The sequence below is a fragment of the Pontibacter sp. HSC-14F20 genome (genome assembly GCF_019599265.1).
Lineage (GTDB): Bacteria > Bacteroidota > Bacteroidia > Cytophagales > Hymenobacteraceae > Pontibacter.
Map to the genome: position 1 here is coordinate 26019 of NZ_JAHZTC010000016.1, position 16807 is coordinate 42825.

16 protein-coding genes are annotated in these 16807 nt (G+C 51.9%); 5 read left to right on the plus strand and 11 right to left on the minus strand.

What is annotated here, in order from left to right; all coding sequences use genetic code 11:
* Nucleotides 1–119: 119 nt before the first annotated feature.
* A complete protein-coding gene (locus K3G39_RS15125) occupies nt 120–968 on the plus strand; it encodes a transglutaminase-like domain-containing protein (RefSeq protein WP_220627016.1) in 849 nt (282 codons plus the stop codon).
* A 111-nt stretch (nt 969–1079) separates the two neighbouring features.
* Nucleotides 1080–2435, plus strand: coding sequence for a transposase (locus K3G39_RS15130; protein WP_220627017.1), 1356 nt, complete (start codon nt 1080–1082; stop codon nt 2433–2435).
* A gap of 71 nt (nt 2436–2506) precedes the next feature.
* Here the strand turns inward: K3G39_RS15130 and K3G39_RS15135 are convergent, their stop codons facing one another.
* Together K3G39_RS15135 and K3G39_RS15140 are read right to left on the minus strand one after the other, a co-directional pair.
* Complete coding sequence (locus K3G39_RS15135; RefSeq protein ID WP_220627018.1) at nt 2507–3094, minus strand: thioredoxin family protein; 588 nt, start codon at nt 3092–3094, stop codon at nt 2507–2509.
* A gap of 30 nt (nt 3095–3124) precedes the next feature.
* A complete protein-coding gene (locus tag K3G39_RS15140) occupies nt 3125–3763 on the minus strand; it encodes a 4'-phosphopantetheinyl transferase superfamily protein (RefSeq protein WP_220627019.1) in 639 nt (212 codons plus the stop codon).
* 88 nt (nt 3764–3851) lie between these two features.
* Between K3G39_RS15140 and K3G39_RS15145 the strand changes: the two genes are divergently transcribed.
* The 3 genes from K3G39_RS15145 to folB are packed head-to-tail and all read left to right on the plus strand — an operon-like array spanning nt 3852 to nt 6130.
* Nucleotides 3852–4820: a WD40 repeat domain-containing protein gene (locus K3G39_RS15145; protein WP_220627020.1), complete on the plus strand. Its 969-nt coding sequence runs from the start codon at nt 3852–3854 to the stop codon at nt 4818–4820.
* Nucleotides 4780–5763, plus strand: a complete 984-nt coding sequence (locus K3G39_RS15150) for a DivIVA domain-containing protein (protein ID WP_220627021.1) — start codon at nt 4780–4782, stop codon at nt 5761–5763. Before K3G39_RS15145 ends, K3G39_RS15150 begins: the two co-directional genes overlap by 41 nt.
* A 10-nt stretch (nt 5764–5773) precedes the next feature.
* Entirely contained in the window at nt 5774–6130 is a 357-nt protein-coding gene (folB, locus tag K3G39_RS15155; protein WP_220627022.1) for a dihydroneopterin aldolase, read from the plus strand.
* Between the two features lie 155 nt (nt 6131–6285).
* Here the strand turns inward: folB and meaB are convergent, their stop codons facing one another.
* The 9 genes from meaB to K3G39_RS15200 form a co-directional block, all read right to left on the minus strand.
* The gene (gene meaB, locus K3G39_RS15160) at nt 6286–7266 is read right to left on the minus strand and encodes a methylmalonyl Co-A mutase-associated GTPase MeaB (protein WP_220627023.1); all 981 of its coding nucleotides are present in this window, start codon (nt 7264–7266) and stop codon (nt 6286–6288) included.
* Between the two features lie 129 nt (nt 7267–7395).
* A complete protein-coding gene (locus K3G39_RS15165) occupies nt 7396–8547 on the minus strand; it encodes a hypothetical protein (RefSeq protein WP_220627024.1) in 1152 nt (383 codons plus the stop codon).
* A gap of 145 nt (nt 8548–8692) precedes the next feature.
* On the minus strand, nt 8693–10273 hold the full coding sequence (gene treF / locus K3G39_RS15170) for an alpha,alpha-trehalase TreF (RefSeq protein WP_255594391.1): 1581 nt from the start codon (nt 10271–10273) through the stop codon (nt 8693–8695).
* Between the two features lie 309 nt (nt 10274–10582).
* Complete coding sequence (locus tag K3G39_RS15175; protein ID WP_220627026.1) at nt 10583–10819, minus strand: hypothetical protein; 237 nt, start codon at nt 10817–10819, stop codon at nt 10583–10585.
* An 86-nt stretch (nt 10820–10905) separates the two neighbouring features.
* Nucleotides 10906–11289 carry a hypothetical protein gene (locus tag K3G39_RS15180; RefSeq protein ID WP_255594392.1) on the minus strand — a complete coding sequence of 128 codons (384 nt, stop codon included), beginning with the start codon at nt 11287–11289 and terminating at the stop codon, nt 10906–10908.
* A 133-nt stretch (nt 11290–11422) separates the two neighbouring features.
* On the minus strand, nt 11423–11830 hold the full coding sequence (locus tag K3G39_RS15185) for a hypothetical protein (RefSeq protein ID WP_220627027.1): 408 nt from the start codon (nt 11828–11830) through the stop codon (nt 11423–11425).
* A gap of 174 nt (nt 11831–12004) precedes the next feature.
* Complete coding sequence (scpA, locus tag K3G39_RS15190; protein WP_220627028.1) at nt 12005–14158, minus strand: methylmalonyl-CoA mutase; 2154 nt, start codon at nt 14156–14158, stop codon at nt 12005–12007.
* 166 nt (nt 14159–14324) lie between these two features.
* Nucleotides 14325–14795, minus strand: coding sequence for a DUF4440 domain-containing protein (locus K3G39_RS15195; RefSeq protein WP_220627029.1), 471 nt, complete (start codon nt 14793–14795; stop codon nt 14325–14327).
* Nucleotides 14779–16617 carry a methylmalonyl-CoA mutase family protein gene (locus K3G39_RS15200; protein ID WP_220627030.1) on the minus strand — a complete coding sequence of 613 codons (1839 nt, stop codon included), beginning with the start codon at nt 16615–16617 and terminating at the stop codon, nt 14779–14781. The genes K3G39_RS15195 and K3G39_RS15200 overlap by 17 nt, the downstream gene beginning before the upstream one ends.
* Between the last annotated feature and the right edge of the window lie 190 nt (nt 16618–16807).

Consider the following 16807-nt stretch of genomic DNA (forward strand, 5'->3'; position numbering starts at 1 on the left):
CGTTCTGAAATCTTCCGGAAGAATCGGGGGTTAGTCTTAAGAAGGGCGGGGCTGCAAGTGATTGTGGCATTCGTGCTCTTCAATTATTATTGATTACGCTTTAACCATTTTGCATTATTTTGACAAAGAAGGAGATAAAGGCGATGATCTCGCTGTTGGATGATATAGATTATGAGGTCGCATCGCACGTAGAGCAGAAGATTGTGTCGCTGGGGGAGAGCATTATTCCGTTTCTGGAAGAAGAGTGGGAGGAAACTCTGAACTCGGACCTGCAGAAGCGAATAGAAGACCTGATCCATAGTTTGCAGTTTGACGGGCTTTTGCAGCGCATCAAGGACTGGAAAGAGCGTGGAGGACAGGACCTGGTAGAGGGCATGTGGCTCGTGAATACCTACCTGTACCCGGACACTGAACTGGCTACCTTATCGAAAGGATTGGATCAGTTGTACTTCGACGCCTGGACGAACATGAAGGAGAATATGCACCCTTATGACCAGGTGAAGTCGCTGAACAACTCGCTTTTCCGTGAAAAGAAGTTCTCGGCCAATACCAAGAACTTTCACTCTCCGTCTAACTCCATGATGCACCTGGCGCTGGAAACAAGGCGGGGAAACCCACTGACGCTTTGTGTGATCTACATGACCATTGCGCAACGGTTAGGAATGCCGGTTTATGGTGTGAACCTGCCAAATCTATTTATTTTGACCTATAAACTAGGTGAGGTGCAGTTCTACATCAATGTGTACAACAAAGGCCTGATGCTCTCGAAAGCAGACATCGACAACTACATCGTGCAGCTCAACCTCAACCCGGTAGATATTTTCTACGAACCATGCTCTAACATCGAGATTGTGAAAAGAGCGCTGCGCAACCTGGCATTTTCATTCGAAAAGACCAATGACCTGGAAAAGGCAACCGAAGTAACAAAACTACTAACGGCGATTACGGACGAGGATCCGACGGTATAAGCGCTGAGCGTTCAGGTATAAACATGAAACATCCCGGAGTTTAGGAATGGGATGAAAAAGGAAAACCTCCTGTTTTGTGGTTGTATGACCATTTAAAAACAGGAGGTTCTTATGTTTCCTACTTCTAAAAACGCATCTTCCCAGGCTGAGGTTCTCTCCCAGGCCCGTTTTTTCTCCCGCCGCCTCGAAGATTTTCTTTCCCCTTTCCTGCTCACCCTCGACAAGCTGCTGGACCGGCGCCTGGTGGCAACGTTTCTGGGGCTCTGTCAGGCACTGATCCGCCACCGCAGCCGCTCCTCGGGCCTGCTGCTCTCGGAACTGGGCGGGGTGCTGCTCTCGCCCGGCAAGGCCCCTGCCGGCACCAAGCGCCTCTCTAATTTGCTCCGAAGCAAGAAGTGGTCTTCCCAGGTGATCGCCGACTATCTGGCCGAAGGGGCCCGGCAGTATGTGGAGCGGCTCCTGGAGCAAGCCCCTGAGCTGCCCCTCTTGCTCTGGGACGAGAGCGTGCAGGAGAAGACAGAGCGTATCAAAAGCCAGGGTTTGTGCGCCGTGCGCAGCACAAAGGCCAAACGGGCGCTCAGAATCAAGCCTGGCTATTATGATCCCCCTACCCGCCAGCCGGTGCACGTGCCGGGCTTGCGGTGGGTGGGGCTCTTGTGCTGCGGCCTGTGGCAGGCCCCGCAGCTGGCCCGCTTTGCCTGGTGGAGTAGCCGGGGCGAGCAGGCCACCTCCCTGGCCCAGGTGCGCCTCTGGCTGCTGTTATGGGCCAGGGAAACCTTCGGCAAGGCCGTCTTGCATGTCTTTGACCGCGGCTACGCCTCGGCCAGGTGGCTGGGCCTGCTGCTGGCCCGCTCGGATCGCTTTTTGCTGCGCTGGCCCTCAAATTACAAGCTGCTGGACGTGAAGGGGCTTTTGAAGAATGCCTACCGCTTCTCGGTGGGCAAGAAAGCCACCTCCTCCAAAGTAGTGCGCGACATGGTGCGCCAGCTCACCTACCGCCGCAGCCTGGTGTGGATGCGCTGCCTGCACCCCGACTACCCCGACCAGCCGCTGACGCTGATCATCTGCCGGCCGGGCAAAAAGGGCCGCCCGCCCTGGTACCTGCTCACAAACGAGGAGGTGCACACGGACCGGGATGCCTGGCGCCTGGTCTTTGCCTACGCCAGAAGGTGGCAGGTGGAGCAGGCTTTCCGCTTCAACAAATCGGAGATGGGCATGGAGAGCTGCCGCCTCTGGTTCTGGGACAATAGGATGAAGCTTTTGCAGATCGTCACCCTGGTGTATGCCTTCCTGCTCTCGCTGCTGGACAAAGAGCTCCGTGAGGCGATCTCCAATCTCTTGCGGCAGGGCTGCCATAGAACAGGAAAGCGGTGCAGGAAAACCCCCACACCGCTTTACCGAATCCGGTTGGCATTGGCCAACCTCTGGAATCTGCTCTTTCTATCCCTGACTCAAAGTTCGGGATGATCCATGTTTTATCAACTCCAGGTATAGGACTGCTTTCCCGTTTCAGAAAGATGCCAGGTATAGCGTAACGATTAATAGCGCTTGATCATACAGCCTGTCGCGCGTTTATCGGTTGTGCTGATGTTTTTATTCGCCAGCACATCGTCAATTACGGTTTTAAGGTAATTGCTGCGTACGCCGCTTTCTACCTGTGGGCTGTCATCAATAGCGCCTTTATACTTCAGCACGAATTCGCCACCCATGTTGTGCAGCACAAATACTTCCGGGGTTTTAGTAGCCCCGAATTTCTGACTGATGCGCTGCCCTTCGTCTGCCAGGTATGGGAAACTGTAGTTTTTAGCCGCCAGATCCTGCATGGTATCGCTGCCTTCGCCCGCACCAACACCCGGATTAATGAAGATGAACTGCACGCCCCGCGCCGCATACGTACTCGACATAGTAACCAATCGGTTTTCGTAGAGTTTGGCGTAAGGACATTTGTTATCCGTAAATACCACAACCACAGTCTTGCTATCGGCAAAATTGCTAAGCGATACAGCATTTCCCTGCCCGTCTTTGAGCGAGAAGTCGGCCACTTTACTGCCCAACTGGTAGCTGCCCTGCGCAAATACACTGGCCGTGACCAGGAATGCTACGACTAAAGAAGCCAGATATTTCATGTTTGTTTGTTTAGGTGAGTGTAAGGAGTATCAACGATCCACACTATAAGTTAGTACGTGGTTATGAAGCACTTCGTGATGGATCTGGTACAATTTAGAAAAATTATCGGTAATAACATGTCCCTGCAATAAGTTGTTTTCAGGGCTATGAGAAGGCTCCACCAATAAGTTTTCCTTAAAAATAAGTCGTTTTTGGCTGTACATCTTGTACAAAGTTTCTTTGGCACTCCAGTACAGACAAGTCTGCTGTTCATCGTCAGCGGTATAAACCTTTTCCTGATCAGTCAAGAACTTGTCGGCTACCCGCAGCGCCTTCGCGCTTACTAGTTCAATATCTATGCCAACATCATACTTTTCAGATAGTATAACGGCAGCCATGCGGGAAGAGTGCGTAATGGAGAGCTGAAATTCAGTGCCTGCAAACACGGGTTTGCCTGTGGCGTCGCGTAACAAAGGCAGGGGCTCGCTGGTGAAATGTTGCAACAGTTGGTAAGTAAGCGCACGGCTGGCCAGCCATTCGCGCTGCCGTCTTGGGTGTGCCAGTTGCAGGCTCTCGTCAGGTATAAGATGGGCCGGCAGCAGTAGGCGCAATGCATCCGGGGCTTCGTCAAGAAGCCACACACCCAGCAGGGTATAGGAATCAAGTTCGCGGGTCTGGAGCAGGGGCATGGCGGTAATTTTTGGTAAGCAACGGATGGGTTCGCTGCGTTATTTGTTGTAAATTTAACTAAAATTAAGTGTAACAGACCAAGTACAGATGGCTAGCAAGATAGAAGTACAGAAAGTCGCCACCCTGACAGGCCACCGCGATTGTGTGTATACCCTGGAAGGCGGTGCTGCACCTGCCACCATTTATTCGGCGGGCAGCGATGGTATGGTGGCTTCCTGGGACCTGAACCAGCCCGATAACGGTGAACTGGTAGCGAATGTCACCACGTCGGTATATGCCCTGCGGTTGATGCCGGAGCGCAACCTGCTCCTGATCGGGCAGAACCAGGAAGGCCTGCAGATCATCGACCTGAAGAGCAAAGCCATCCATAAATCTGTGGCGCTACCCAAGGTGGCGATTTTCGACATTGCCTATGTGCCGGAAACAGGCCAGGTATACGTGGGGATGGGCAACGGAGGTATAGCCGTGATCGGGGCTGAAGACTTTGAACTGCGCAGCATGGTACGTAAATCGGACAAGAGTGTGCGCTGCCTTGCCTACAATAAAATTACCAACGAGCTGGCCGCCGGGTATAGTGATCATCTGGTGCGCATATTCGATGCCGGCACAATGGAGATGAAGTATGAACTGCCCGCGCATACCAACTCCGTGTTTACAGTCGTTTACTCTCCGGATGGCTCTCAATTGCTCACTGCGGGCCGCGATGCCCACCTGCGGGTATGGCAGGTACAGGAAAAATACAAGGAACGCGGCTATGTGATCGCCCATATGTATACCGTCAATCACATAACCTACAGCCCCGACGGACGCTATTTTGCGACCTGCAGCATGGATAAGTCCATAAAAGTGTGGGACGCGCAAACCTTTAAGCTGCTCAAGGTTATTGATAAAGTCCGAAATGCGAGCCACGGCACCTCGGTCAATAAATTATTTTGGTCGGCTCATCAGAATCAGTTAGTTTCGTGTAGTGATGACCGCACCATTTCGGTGTGGGATATAAAATTCAGTTTGGATCATGAAGATTACACCCTTAGAAATCAGACAAAAAACATTTGAGAAGGCATTTAGAGGGCTTGACAAGGACGAAGTAAATGCTTTTTTGCTGACCTTATCGCAGCAGTGGGAAAAGTTGCTCGATGAGAACAAAGACCTGCGCGGCAAGCTGGAATCGGCTCATCGTGAGACGCAGAAGCTGCGTGAGGTGGAATCTTCTTTATACAAAACACTGAAAACTGCCGAAGACACCGGTAACTCTATACTGGAGCAGGCTAACAAATCGTCGGAACTTAAGATTCGCGAGGCGCAGTTGCAGGCCGACCAATTGCTGAATACAGCCCGCAATCAGGCTCGCGTGGTGCTGGAGGACAGCCAGAAACAGGCCGAGCGTATGGTGAGCGAAATGCAGCAGGAGGTAAAAGCCCTGGAGCAGGATTACCAGCGTATGGAGTCGTACCTGGAGAGCATGGTGCGTGACCTGCGTAACCTGGCGAATGAGGCGCTGGAGAAAGCCGAGAAGACAAAGTCAAAACCTAAAACCAGTACTGCCAGTATTCTTTCAAGAGCGGCCGAACTTCGGGTAGAACAGCCCGAGCTGCTGCGTAACATGAAAGATATGGAAACGACAACAAACCGAACAATACAACTGCCAGAGGCTACGGCCACTGCAGCAACTGCTATACCTGCCATAGCCAGCACTGCTGGCTACGAGCCACTTGGCGATCCGGCCCCGGACGTGACACAGCCGCACCCGGAAATCCCGAACCCGGTAACGCCAGTGCCAAATGTGCCATCTCCGGAGATCGAGCAGCCAAAGCCAGACTACCCGGGTACTATACCTGCTCCGGAAATTGAGCAGCCTATACCGGAAATTCAGCCTGTAAAACCTGATCAACCGGAGATTCAACCGCCGATGACAGAGCCTTCGCGCAATAGCCTTTCAGACTGGGCGCAGAACCGACAGCCAAAAACGGCAAGTTCTTTTTTTGACGAGATTGGCTAGTTTAGGGCGAATGGGACAGATTGCACTGGAAGGGATGGAGTTCTTCGCCTTCCACGGTTTTTACGACGAGGAGCAAAAGATCGGCAATAAGTACGGCATCGACCTGTTCATTGAAACCGATCTGAGACGCGCCGCCGAAAGTGATGAATTAGGGGAAACCGTGAACTACGAAGTGCTGTATGCGCTGGCGCTGGAAGAGATGAAAGTCCCGGCCCGCCTGCTGGAGCACCTGGGCCACCGGATCATCGACAAAATCTATGATCGGTTCCCTTTTGTGCAGTCCATCAAAATAAATGTGTACAAGTTCAATCCTCCGCTAGGAGGAATCTGCAAGTGGGCCAAAGTGACATTAGAAGAGGCCCGATAAATTTACTTATTGATGAAGAGCAGCCGGTGCAGCAATGTGCCGGCTGTTTTCGTTTCTATCTTTCCAATTTTGAATTGGGATTCCCTCAGAGAGTAACAAGGCTCTTATAGGATGCTAAACAAGGTATAACGAACCTGTAATAGGCTCGGGGGAAGTTACACCAATTTCAAAAGCTCCGAAGCCGCTGCAAAAGCTGACTTCCTGCCTGCTGTTACTTCATCGGCTATACCTGGCAGTTGTTCTTTTACCTGCTGGTGTGCGAAAAAATTATCCTCTAGTCCCTGACGTATGGCTTCGTACATCCATTGCAGGTTCTGATCGTGGCGCTTCTTCTCGAAAAATCCATTTTTTTGCGTCAATTCCAGGTATGCGGCTACGGTTTGCCAGATGGTATCGAGGCCGGTTTGCTCCACTGCGGAACATACGGATACTTTCGGGAGCCAGCCAGAGGCGGCCATCGGGTATAGGTGCAGGGCATTTTGGTATTCGGCACGGGCGGCCTTGGCTTTCATGGCGTTCTCGCCGTCGGCTTTGGTAATGGCAATCGCGTCGGCCATCTCCATGATGCCGCGCTTTATACCTTGCAGTTCGTCGCCGGCACCCGCCAGCATCAGCAACAGGAAAAAGTCGACCATGGCATGCACCGCCGTCTCGGATTGGCCTACGCCTACAGTCTCCACAATAATGGCATCAAAACCAGCTGCTTCGCAAAGGATGATGGATTCGCGGGTGCTGCGCGTTACGCCACCCAGCGATTTACCAGCAGGAGAGGGGCGTATATAAGCCTGTGGATTGATGGAAAGTAACTCCATGCGCGTCTTGTCACCGAGTATGCTGCCGCCGGTACGCTGTGAGGTCGGGTCGATGGCCAGTACGGCCAGTTTTTTGCCTTGCTCCTGAATCAGGTAGTTGCCGAAAGATTCAATAAACGTGCTCTTGCCCACGCCTGGCACGCCGGTTATACCTATCCGCACCGATTTGCCGGCATGCGGCAGCACCTGGTTGATAACGTCCTGCGCCAGATCCAGGTCAGAAGCCAACCGGCTTTCCACCAACGTAATGGCACGACTCAGCATCACACGGTCGCCGGCCAGAATGCCCTCTACATACTTATCAGCACTGAAACGTTTTGCCAAGGCGGTATAGCGTTAGGTATAGAATCGATTGCCTTACAAATTTAGAATATATGCATTACCAAGCCAGTTATTTGTGCGAAACAAAAAAGCCGGACATCGCTGCCCGGCTTTAAAAGTCCATTCTATACCTTATTTCACGTTTGCAGATCTGGCTGTGCCCGATCGTATACCTTGCGGAAAGTTCGGCAGACCAAGATCACTCTTGCGACCACCTAAATGCAGTCCCGTGTCTACATAGCCACTTTCCTTGCCCAAAGCATCCGGGTTATTGATCACGCCTAAGTGAATGTTATCCTGACGTGCTACATACATTTTGCCATCCGCACCCATTTGTATAGCGCCGATGCGCGGACTGCCGGAAGTGCCAACCACTACAGCTGATTTGGCAATAGCATCCTCAACACCAGCCTGCAGATCGAATTGGATAATCTGTGCCTTACCGCCGCCTTTGCCGTTCGCGGATCCGTATAGTTTGGTGCCATCCGGAGAAAAGCAGACGCCATAAGCCTCTTCATAGCCTTTCAACAAAATGGGATCCGATACCACGCCGGTATTGCGGTCGAAACGGAGTACTTCAAAATTGCTGTCGCTGTCCCAGAGGGCGGCAGCCAGGCGGGTGCCGTCAGGAGAGGGAACGAGGTAGCCAATGGCTTTGCGGTGCGCGCCGCCATGTACGGTGCCCACATTGCTCATCACAGGCTCCACATTCACACCCTCGGCTGTCACCAGGTAGGCCATGTAAGCGTTGCTATTCCAGCGGTGCGCGATCACCCACCAGTCGCGGTTGTTGCTGTGGCGTATGGCCGTGAGTTTTTCGGTAGCTGGTGCGATCATGAACACGTTACGAGCCGTAATAGCACCATTGCCATCATCCTTGTTCATGTTCACCACACTGTAGCGCAAACCGTTAGACTGTGCCTGTATGTCGGTTGTGAAGATGTAAAAGACGCTGTCAGCAGCAGGCTTAGGTATAATCAATGCAGATTGGGTGGAGGACTTCATACCCATCAGGCCATTGCCGTTTGGCATCACGCGGTGGTGCTTATTCCAGACAGTGATGCCGTTGGTATAAAACAACAGGTTGCCCGCATTGTCAGAGATGGTGGCGCTGCCTTCTTCGGTTTGCAGCCTACTGTTAACTACCGCTGTTACTGTGTCGCCCCTAAAGATCAGACCGGCTCCTTTGCCGAAGTACCAGTTCGACGTCTCACCCTGCGCAAAAGTTGTGAAGGAACCTAAGAGTAGGGTAAATGCCGCTATCGTATGTTTAAACTGAATCATATCCTGTTTTCTGTATAACGCTGACTTTGCAAACTGAGTGCCAGTTTCTGAAGCAATCGGTAGATCAAGTATAGCAGGTGCTTTTTATACCTGATCTCTATAACGGAATACCCGCCTTACATAGCGCCGTGGTTCAGCTATAGTTTTACTGTTTTTGCAATAAGGTGGGTTCCTGCTCTGCAATTGGTCGCAGTTCAGGGTATAGGGCTATCAGTTTCAGGAATACACCATTGGTCCATCCGAAGCCGTCCTGGTTGGGGTACTCACCGCCGCCTGCGTCGAGCTCAAGGTTTTCCACGTTATACTTCTCCACCATTCTGCCTGTGTTCTCGTGCACTTCGGTACCGAGGGTGATCCAGCGCGTGGCGATGGTACGGGCCAGCTCTTCGTGCTCGTAATTGCGAAGCGCCTGAATACTCATCCACTGCAAAGGTGCCCAGCCATTCGGAGCATCCCACTGCTGATCGGTATGAACCAAAGTCGTGGCCAAGCCACCGGCCTTCAGGAAATCGTTTTGCAGACGCTCGGCTACAGCCCCGGCTTGTTTGCGTTTGGCCATGCAAAAGTAAAGCGGAAAAACGGCAGCCAGCGTAGGAATATCGGTGGATTTGCCCTGCACGAAATCATAATCGTAGAAGAAGCCATCACCATCGTGCCACATGTGCTGCAGTAGTGCTTTGCGACGGGCTTTGGCTTTCTGGCGGAACATCTTAGCCTCAACCGGATCACGCTCCAGTTCGGCCATCTCAGCCAATGTCAGTTCCATGTGGAAAAGCAGTGAGTTGAGGTCTACGGGCAGAATGTCGGTGGTGTGTATCGTACTGAGATTTTGCTTGTCAGCGAACCAGCGGCTGCTAAAATCCCAGCCAGATTCGGCAGCTGCCCTGATGTGGCGGTATACCTCTTCCGGATTTCGGCCGGACTCCTGCGCGATATGAACGTCTTCTTTGTAAGACTCGGGGCGTGGAGCAGGTTGGTCATCCCAGTAGCGGTTGAGGATGCTGCCATCCGGTAAGCGCACGACCCGCCGGTGCGTTGGATTGGCAGAGGTGAGTTGCTCAACTCCATCCATCCAGAAAGCATACTCCTTGCGCAGCGCGGAAGCATATTTTACCAACACATCGCGGCCTAGTTCCTGGGTGAGCAGGTGCAGCATGAGCGCATAAAAGGGTGGCTGGGAACGACTCAGGTAATAGCTGCGGTTGCCATTGGGTATATGACCGGTAGTATGGATCAGGTGCGTGAAGTTGTCGACCATGTGCTGGATCAGCGCTTTTTCGCCGCTTACCTGCAACCCCAGCATCGTAAAAAAGCTATCCCAGTAGTAGATTTCCTGGAAGCGACCGCCCGGCACTACATAAGCGTGGGGGAGAGGCAGTAGCGATCCGCCGCCATCTCCCGGCATACGGGTGAGCACAGGCCATAGCTGCCGTATATGTGCTGTTACAGATAAGCTGGTATCAGTTGTGAAGTTAGAGGACGGTTGCGTGGGCAGCAGAAAATGCTCCAGTACAAAGTCTTTCAGATCAAAGCCAGGCTGCTGGCGCTGCTCCCGGTAAGCCTGCAGAATATATGCCGGCTCCTGCAGGGGCACGCAGTCTGCAAAGGTTTTGGAATCCGGAAACACAGGCAGCAACTGCACATCACGAAAAAGCTCCTGTAAATCGGTCTCCGGTCGGTACTGCGCCTGTACCGGCAGAGGGGAGAAAATATAAGATAAAAGCAAAAGAATCAGATTTAGTACGAAGTATGATTTTTTTGATTTGCCTTGCCTCATAGTCAGCGCTTATTATATGAATGTGTATTCATACGAAATAAGGAAACAAGGGGCCAAGTATACTATTATACTGCCTGTTACACAAGCTCTAAACCCAGAAGATTATCTGTTTCCTCTATACCTGCAGGAAAATCTTGAAATTGTATGAAGAGTTGTGTTCGTCTGAAAGTGTTGCTTTTGTAATATAAAAAAGCGGGAGACAGCCTGAATAGCCTCCCACTTTTTGTTGAATTTTATACCTGATTGAATTACAGATACTTACATGGTGGTGCCCCCTGTGGTGCTACCACTTGTAGTGCCGGAGGCATCTGTGCCTGTACCGCCACTGGCATCTTCAGCCCGGTTGTCTTCCAGCGAGTCGCTGTCTATGTCCCGGGTCTCGATAGATTGATTATCCGGTACAGATTGCTGATTATCGCTACCGCAAGATGTTAACAGCAAGGAAGCTGAGCCTAAGCAGAAAGCGGCAGTTAGTGAGATCCATTGTTTTTTCATAGTCTGTTTTCAGTTGTAGTGAATTGTAGGAGATATATTCTGGTTGCGGCAATCAGAAAAGTGCCGCAACCAGAACGTGGTTATAACTAGTTGCCAGAGGTCGTGCCAGTTGTTGTGCCTGTATTAGTCCCGCCGGTGGTCGTTCCGGTCGTGGTACCAGTCGTGGTTCCGGTTGTTGTACCCGTAGTGGTTCCACTTGTTGTGCCTCCTGTCGTACCGCCAGTAGTTGTCATACCTCCGGTGGTAGTTCCGGTCGTCGTTCCGGTCGTCGTGCCCATCGTAGTATCCATTCCGGCAGTATCTTCAGGCATTACATAACCGTTACCTTCTATGCCGGTTTCCTGTGTGTTGCCCTCCATCGTTTCAGGTGGCATTTCTGAGTTACCACCCTGTTCTCCGCCGCAGGAGGACATAAGAAGAGCCGAACTTATAAAAAGAGAGGCAGCTGCTGTTTTCCAAATCATTTTCATAGCATATAGATTTTAAGTTACACATTCTCTCTTTTACGAATAATCTGGAGATGCACCGAATGAATATGCCGGTATAATATGGTGGTGACTACTTAATTATCAATAAGTAGTAATGCCAAAACAAAACAACAATTTAACGACTGAATGGATGCCGCATAAAGGATACCTGCCCCATGGCGTCTTTTTCGAAGCGGGCTAAGGTATAGGGCTCAAATTGAGAAGGGAAGTTCTGCTGGCCAGGTTGCACCTGATCGGGTGCCGGTTGATTATTCAGAAAGAAATAAACTCTTGTGGTGCCATACTTGGTATGCGGCATGTAATTGCCGTATTGCTCCATTTCCTTCCACAAGGTATCGGCTACGGTCACGGCATAAATCCTGACAATTGGGCCGGTATTATTCTCGTTTCGGTAAAAAGCCACTTCTTTAAAATCACCCTTTAGGTCGTCTACGCTGGGCAGTGAAAACGAGTCGTAAACGAAGTAGATAACAAGCGCAGCTGTGATGGTGAGGAGAAGGTATTTCGTTGATTTTGATGACATGAGTTACATTAATTAGCGTTGCAAAGGTACGGCTTAAAAAGGGCTGTAGCAAAGTACCGGCCCGCCGTATACCCTTCAAAAGAAGGCGTGTGCCTGAAAAACATCCCTCCCTGGAAAAGAAAAAGCTGCAGCCGACTAATGCAGCTGCAGCTTTCAATTTCTAACTCTGAACGCTTAACTTCCGGATTCCACGGCTCTCCTGATCAATTGCTCCAGGATATTCTGAGCTGCTACGGAGATGATCGTGCCCGGTCCGAACACACCTGTAGCGCCGGCCTTGAACAGGAAATCATAATCCTGGGCAGGTATAACGCCACCTACGATTACCATGATATCTTCGCGGCCGAGCTTGCGGAGTTCCCCGATCAGCTGCGGCACCAGCGTTTTGTGGCCGGCTGCCAGCGAAGATACTCCCACTACGTGCACGTCGTTTTCGGCGGCTTGCATCGCTACTTCGGCCGGAGTCTGGAACAGTGGGCCGATGTCCACGTCGAAGCCGAGGTCGGCGAAGGAGGTAGCGATCACCTTAGAGCCACGGTCGTGACCATCCTGGCCCATTTTGGCGACCATAATGCGTGGCCGGCGACCTTCTAGTTCCTCGAACTGATCAGCCAGCACTTTTGCCCGCTCAAAGTTCTCGTCATCGGAGAGTTCGGCAGAGTATATACCTGATATGGAGCGTATCACAGCTTTGTGTCTTCCGTAAATTTTCTCTAATGCATCAGAAATTTCGCCCAGTGTAGCGCGGTAGCGGGCCGCGTTCACAGCCAGCCCCAGCAGGTTGCCTTCCCCGGATTCCGCAGCGATGGTCAGTGCTTGCAGTGCTTCATTCACGGCCTGGTTATCGCGGCTTTCTTTTACCTGCGCCAGTCTGCGGAGTTGTGACTCACGCACCACCGTGTTGTCGATGTCAAGGATGTCGATTTCCTGAATCTGATCCGGGCGGTACTTGTTTATCCCCACGATCACATCCTTGCCAGAGTCGATACGGGCCTGCTTGCGGGCAGCAGCTTCCTCGATACGCATTTTGGGCAGACCAGTCTCAATGGCTTTGGCCATACCACCCAGCGCTTCTACTTCCTGAATCAGCTCCCAGGCTTTGTGTGCAATCTCGTGTGTAAGGGCTTCTACATAGTAAGAGCCACCCCATGGGTCCACCACTTTGTTGATGTTCGTTTCCTGTTGCAGGTATATCTGCGTGTTACGGGCAATGCGGGCCGAGAAGTCGGTTGGCAGCGCGATGGCCTCGTCGAGTGCGTTGGTATGCAAGCTTTGGGTGCCCCCCAGGGCAGCGGCCAATGCTTCCACGCAGGTACGGGTCACATTATTGAAAGGGTCCTGTTCGGTAAGGCTCCAGCCGGAAGTCTGGCAGTGTGTGCGTAGTGCCAGCGATTTCGGGTTTATCGGGTTGAACTGCTGGATCAGCTTGGCCCACAACATACGGGCAGCGCGCATTTTGGCGATTTCCATAAAGTGGTTCATGCCGATGGCCCAGAAGAAGGAGAGTCGCGGTGCAAATACATCGATGTCCATACCTGCCTTCAAACCGGTGCGCACATATTCCAGACCGTCAGCCAAGGTATAGGCCAGCTCAATGTCGGCAGTAGCGCCGGCTTCCTGCATGTGGTAGCCCGAAATGGAAATCGAGTTGAAGCGCGGCATGTTCTGCGAGGTATACTCAAAGATATCCGCAATGATTTTCATGCTCGGTTCCGGCGGGTAGATGTAGGTGTTGCGCACCATAAACTCCTTGAGGATGTCGTTCTGGATCGTGCCACTGAGCTGCTCCGGCGCTACGCCCTGCTCCTCTGCTGCCACAATGTAAAAGGCCATGATCGGTAACACGGCACCATTCATTGTCATCGACACCGACATCTCGTTCAGCGGAATCTGGTCGAAGAGAATCTTCATGTCCTCCACCGAATCGATGGCCACGCCGGCCTTGCCCACGTCGCCTACCACACGCGGGTGATCGGAGTCGTAGCCGCGGTGCGTAGCCAGGTCAAATGCTACCGAGAGCCCTTTCTGTCCGCCGGCCAGGTTACGGCGATAGAAAGCGTTGGATTCTTCAGCGGTGGAGAATCCGGCATACTGGCGGATGGTCCACGGCTTCTGCACATACATGGTGCTATAAGGCCCGCGCAGGTATGGTGGCAGACCAGCGGCAAAGTCCAGGTGCTCGAAGTGTTGCACATCCTCGGAGGTATAGTAGCTCTTGAGCGGAATTTGCTCGGCCGTTTTCCAGTCCTTCGGCTGCAGCGGGCCTTTCGGCCCGTGCTCTGCCTTGGCGACTCTGTTGATGTCTATGTTCGAAAAGTCAGGTTTCATGGGTTAATTTTTGAATGAGTGATTGAGTGAAGGAGTGAATAGGTATACAGTCAATTCAAACTCTCATCAATCTCCATTTATCTTTTATATTTCAGAATGAGCCAGCGCGTGAAATCATTTAAAAAATCAATTCGCTCAAACACTCATTCACTAATTCAGTCATTTTCTAACTCGCGTGCTCGGAGGTGATGACCCAACGGCCATTTACCTTTTTCCAGAGCTGCGACGATACACCGCCCATCAGTTTTTTGCCTTGCAAGTCTATCTTCCAGCGGTACACATAGTACACGGCTTCCGGTCCTACCTGCTCGATGTGCAACGGTTCGTAGGTATAGTCGCCCATTTTGCTGCGGTCGGTGAAGTCGGTTTTGAACATCTCCAGCACTTCCTGCCAGCCTTTTTCGGTGCCGTTACGGCTTATCCAGAGCATGTCCGGCGACTCCCAGTAAAAGTCCATCGCCTTTTCCAGTTCGCCTTTGTTCCAGGCAGCTACTTGTCCGTCAAGGGCTTGCTTAACTTCTGTTATCGCGTCGATCATGGTTGCTGGTTTGTTGTTTTTGAATGTAAAGGCTGTTACGGTCATCACCAGTATACCTGCTAACAGGTATAGCAGGCGGCTTCTAATGCTTATCGCCATTGTTTTCATCCCGTTCCAGGCGCCTCTGCACTAACTCTAAGATAGTCGACATGTCGCAGTCTTCGAAAATAAACTCGTCATACCCGTGGGCTACCAGTTCGTCTTTCATATGCTGCGGATCGTCGGCCATGATGATAGTCGACTTGGATTCGTGCTGACGAATCTTGGGTCCAAACTCGCGGGCATAGGTTGCTTCGGAAGTAGACACAACCACTACCTCGGCGGCTGCATGCAACAAGCGATCGGCAGCTGTTTCTACGTTATCATACTGTTGCATATCGGTTTCGAAACCGGCGCAGGTGAAAAATTCTTTTGCAAATGAGGCGTTGATATGGAGCTTGGCAGCCTGTCCGATCACGGCGATAACGGCCCGCGGACGACGTTTGCGCTTACGCAGGTGCAGTTCTGTGGCCATGCGCATCACCTCAGTCGGGTAGGCGGCGCGAGTTGTGTCGAACTCAGCGCGCTGGATCAGCTCCTCCGGGTCAAAATCAATCTTCTCTTTCGGGTTCGGAAATTTGTTAGTACCTACCAGCACCATGCGGCCTGTGGCGATGTCGCGGAACTTCTGGCGGTTTACTTCGGTGATTGAGCCCAAAATGAAACCATTTTCATAAGCGACCTCAAATCCTCCCTGTGCTTCCACTTCTTTAAACAAATCCCATGCTTTGGTGGCCAGTTCGTTGGTGAGCGACTCCAGGTAGTAAGAACCGGCGGCTGGGTCAACAGCTTTGTCCAGATAAGACTCTTCTTTCAGGATGATAGACACGTTGCGGGCAATGCGCTCCGAGAACTCATCTGAATCCTTAAAGGTGCTGTCAAATGGCAGTACAGTAAGCGAATCAGCGCCGGAGAGAACTGCCGACATGGCCTCAGTGGTCACGCGCAGCATGTTCACGTACGGGTCGAGCGTAGTTTGGTACCAACTGGAAGTCGTGCTGTGGATGCGCAGTTTGCCGGCCAGCGCCGGATCGGCCTGGTAGGCCTCCACTACGGCAGCCCAAAGCAGGCGCAGAGCCCGCAATTTGGCGATCTCAAAAAAGTAGTTGGTGCCGGCCCCCATGCAAAACAGCATGTTGCGTAACACCGATTCCAGAGGCTCACCAGCTGTGGTAAGACGATCGGTATAAGCTACGGCAGCACTCAGGGTATAGGCTACTTCCTGTGTGAGCGATGCGCCGATGCTGCTGAAACTGGTGCCACAAACCGTAACGCCGTAAAAGTCTGGGCTGTCTTTGGTAAGTTCGAGCACCTGGGTGATAATCTTGTTTTCGTCCTCGGTGAGCTGGCCTTTTCCTGACATCGGGTCGTAGTTCATAAAACCCTTCAGGTTGCGGTGCGAGATGTTCTGCTCAGAAAGCGAGGTATAGAGTCCTCTGAGAAAATCTGCCGGGTCGCTACCCAAGGTATAACTGACAGACTGCGAGGTCAGGTCGAGTTGCTCGGTCAGGTAGGCAACGTCGAAAGCCTGCGGATCTTCCACAATAAAGAGCACACCATCAGCGCCTCTGCTTAGGGCATCAGCGGCTTTGTCAATGGCTGTTATGCCGTTGCCATACGCTTTTATTTTCTGGATGTTCTGCCAGTTGTTGTCGCTGCCGGTGTTGCCGCGCAGAAAAGGGAAGTCACCCGGTTTCTGCTGAGCAAATGGCAGGTGTTGCGTGTCTTCGCGGGTATAGTAGGGCTTAATCGTGATGCCTTCGTAGGTATGCCAGTTCAGGCTTTCGAGTGGGGTTTCGCGCAGGTCTTTCTGTGTACGACTTGCCCAATCGGCTGCCGTGCCCGGCTTGAATTCTGAAAATAGCTTCTGCTCGTCAGTCATCGTGTATGGGTGTTATTTCCTGTAAATATATACTTTCTATTGCAGCTTATGAAAACGGGGAGAAGGTCTGGTGGTTTTTATCACGGCGTTTCTAGTTTACGTGAACCATAAAGCGCCGGTATAGCCAATTACCCAAAAGTAGCCAGATCGCTATAATGCAGACGGCCATGAGGTAATTGGATTTCCGCTT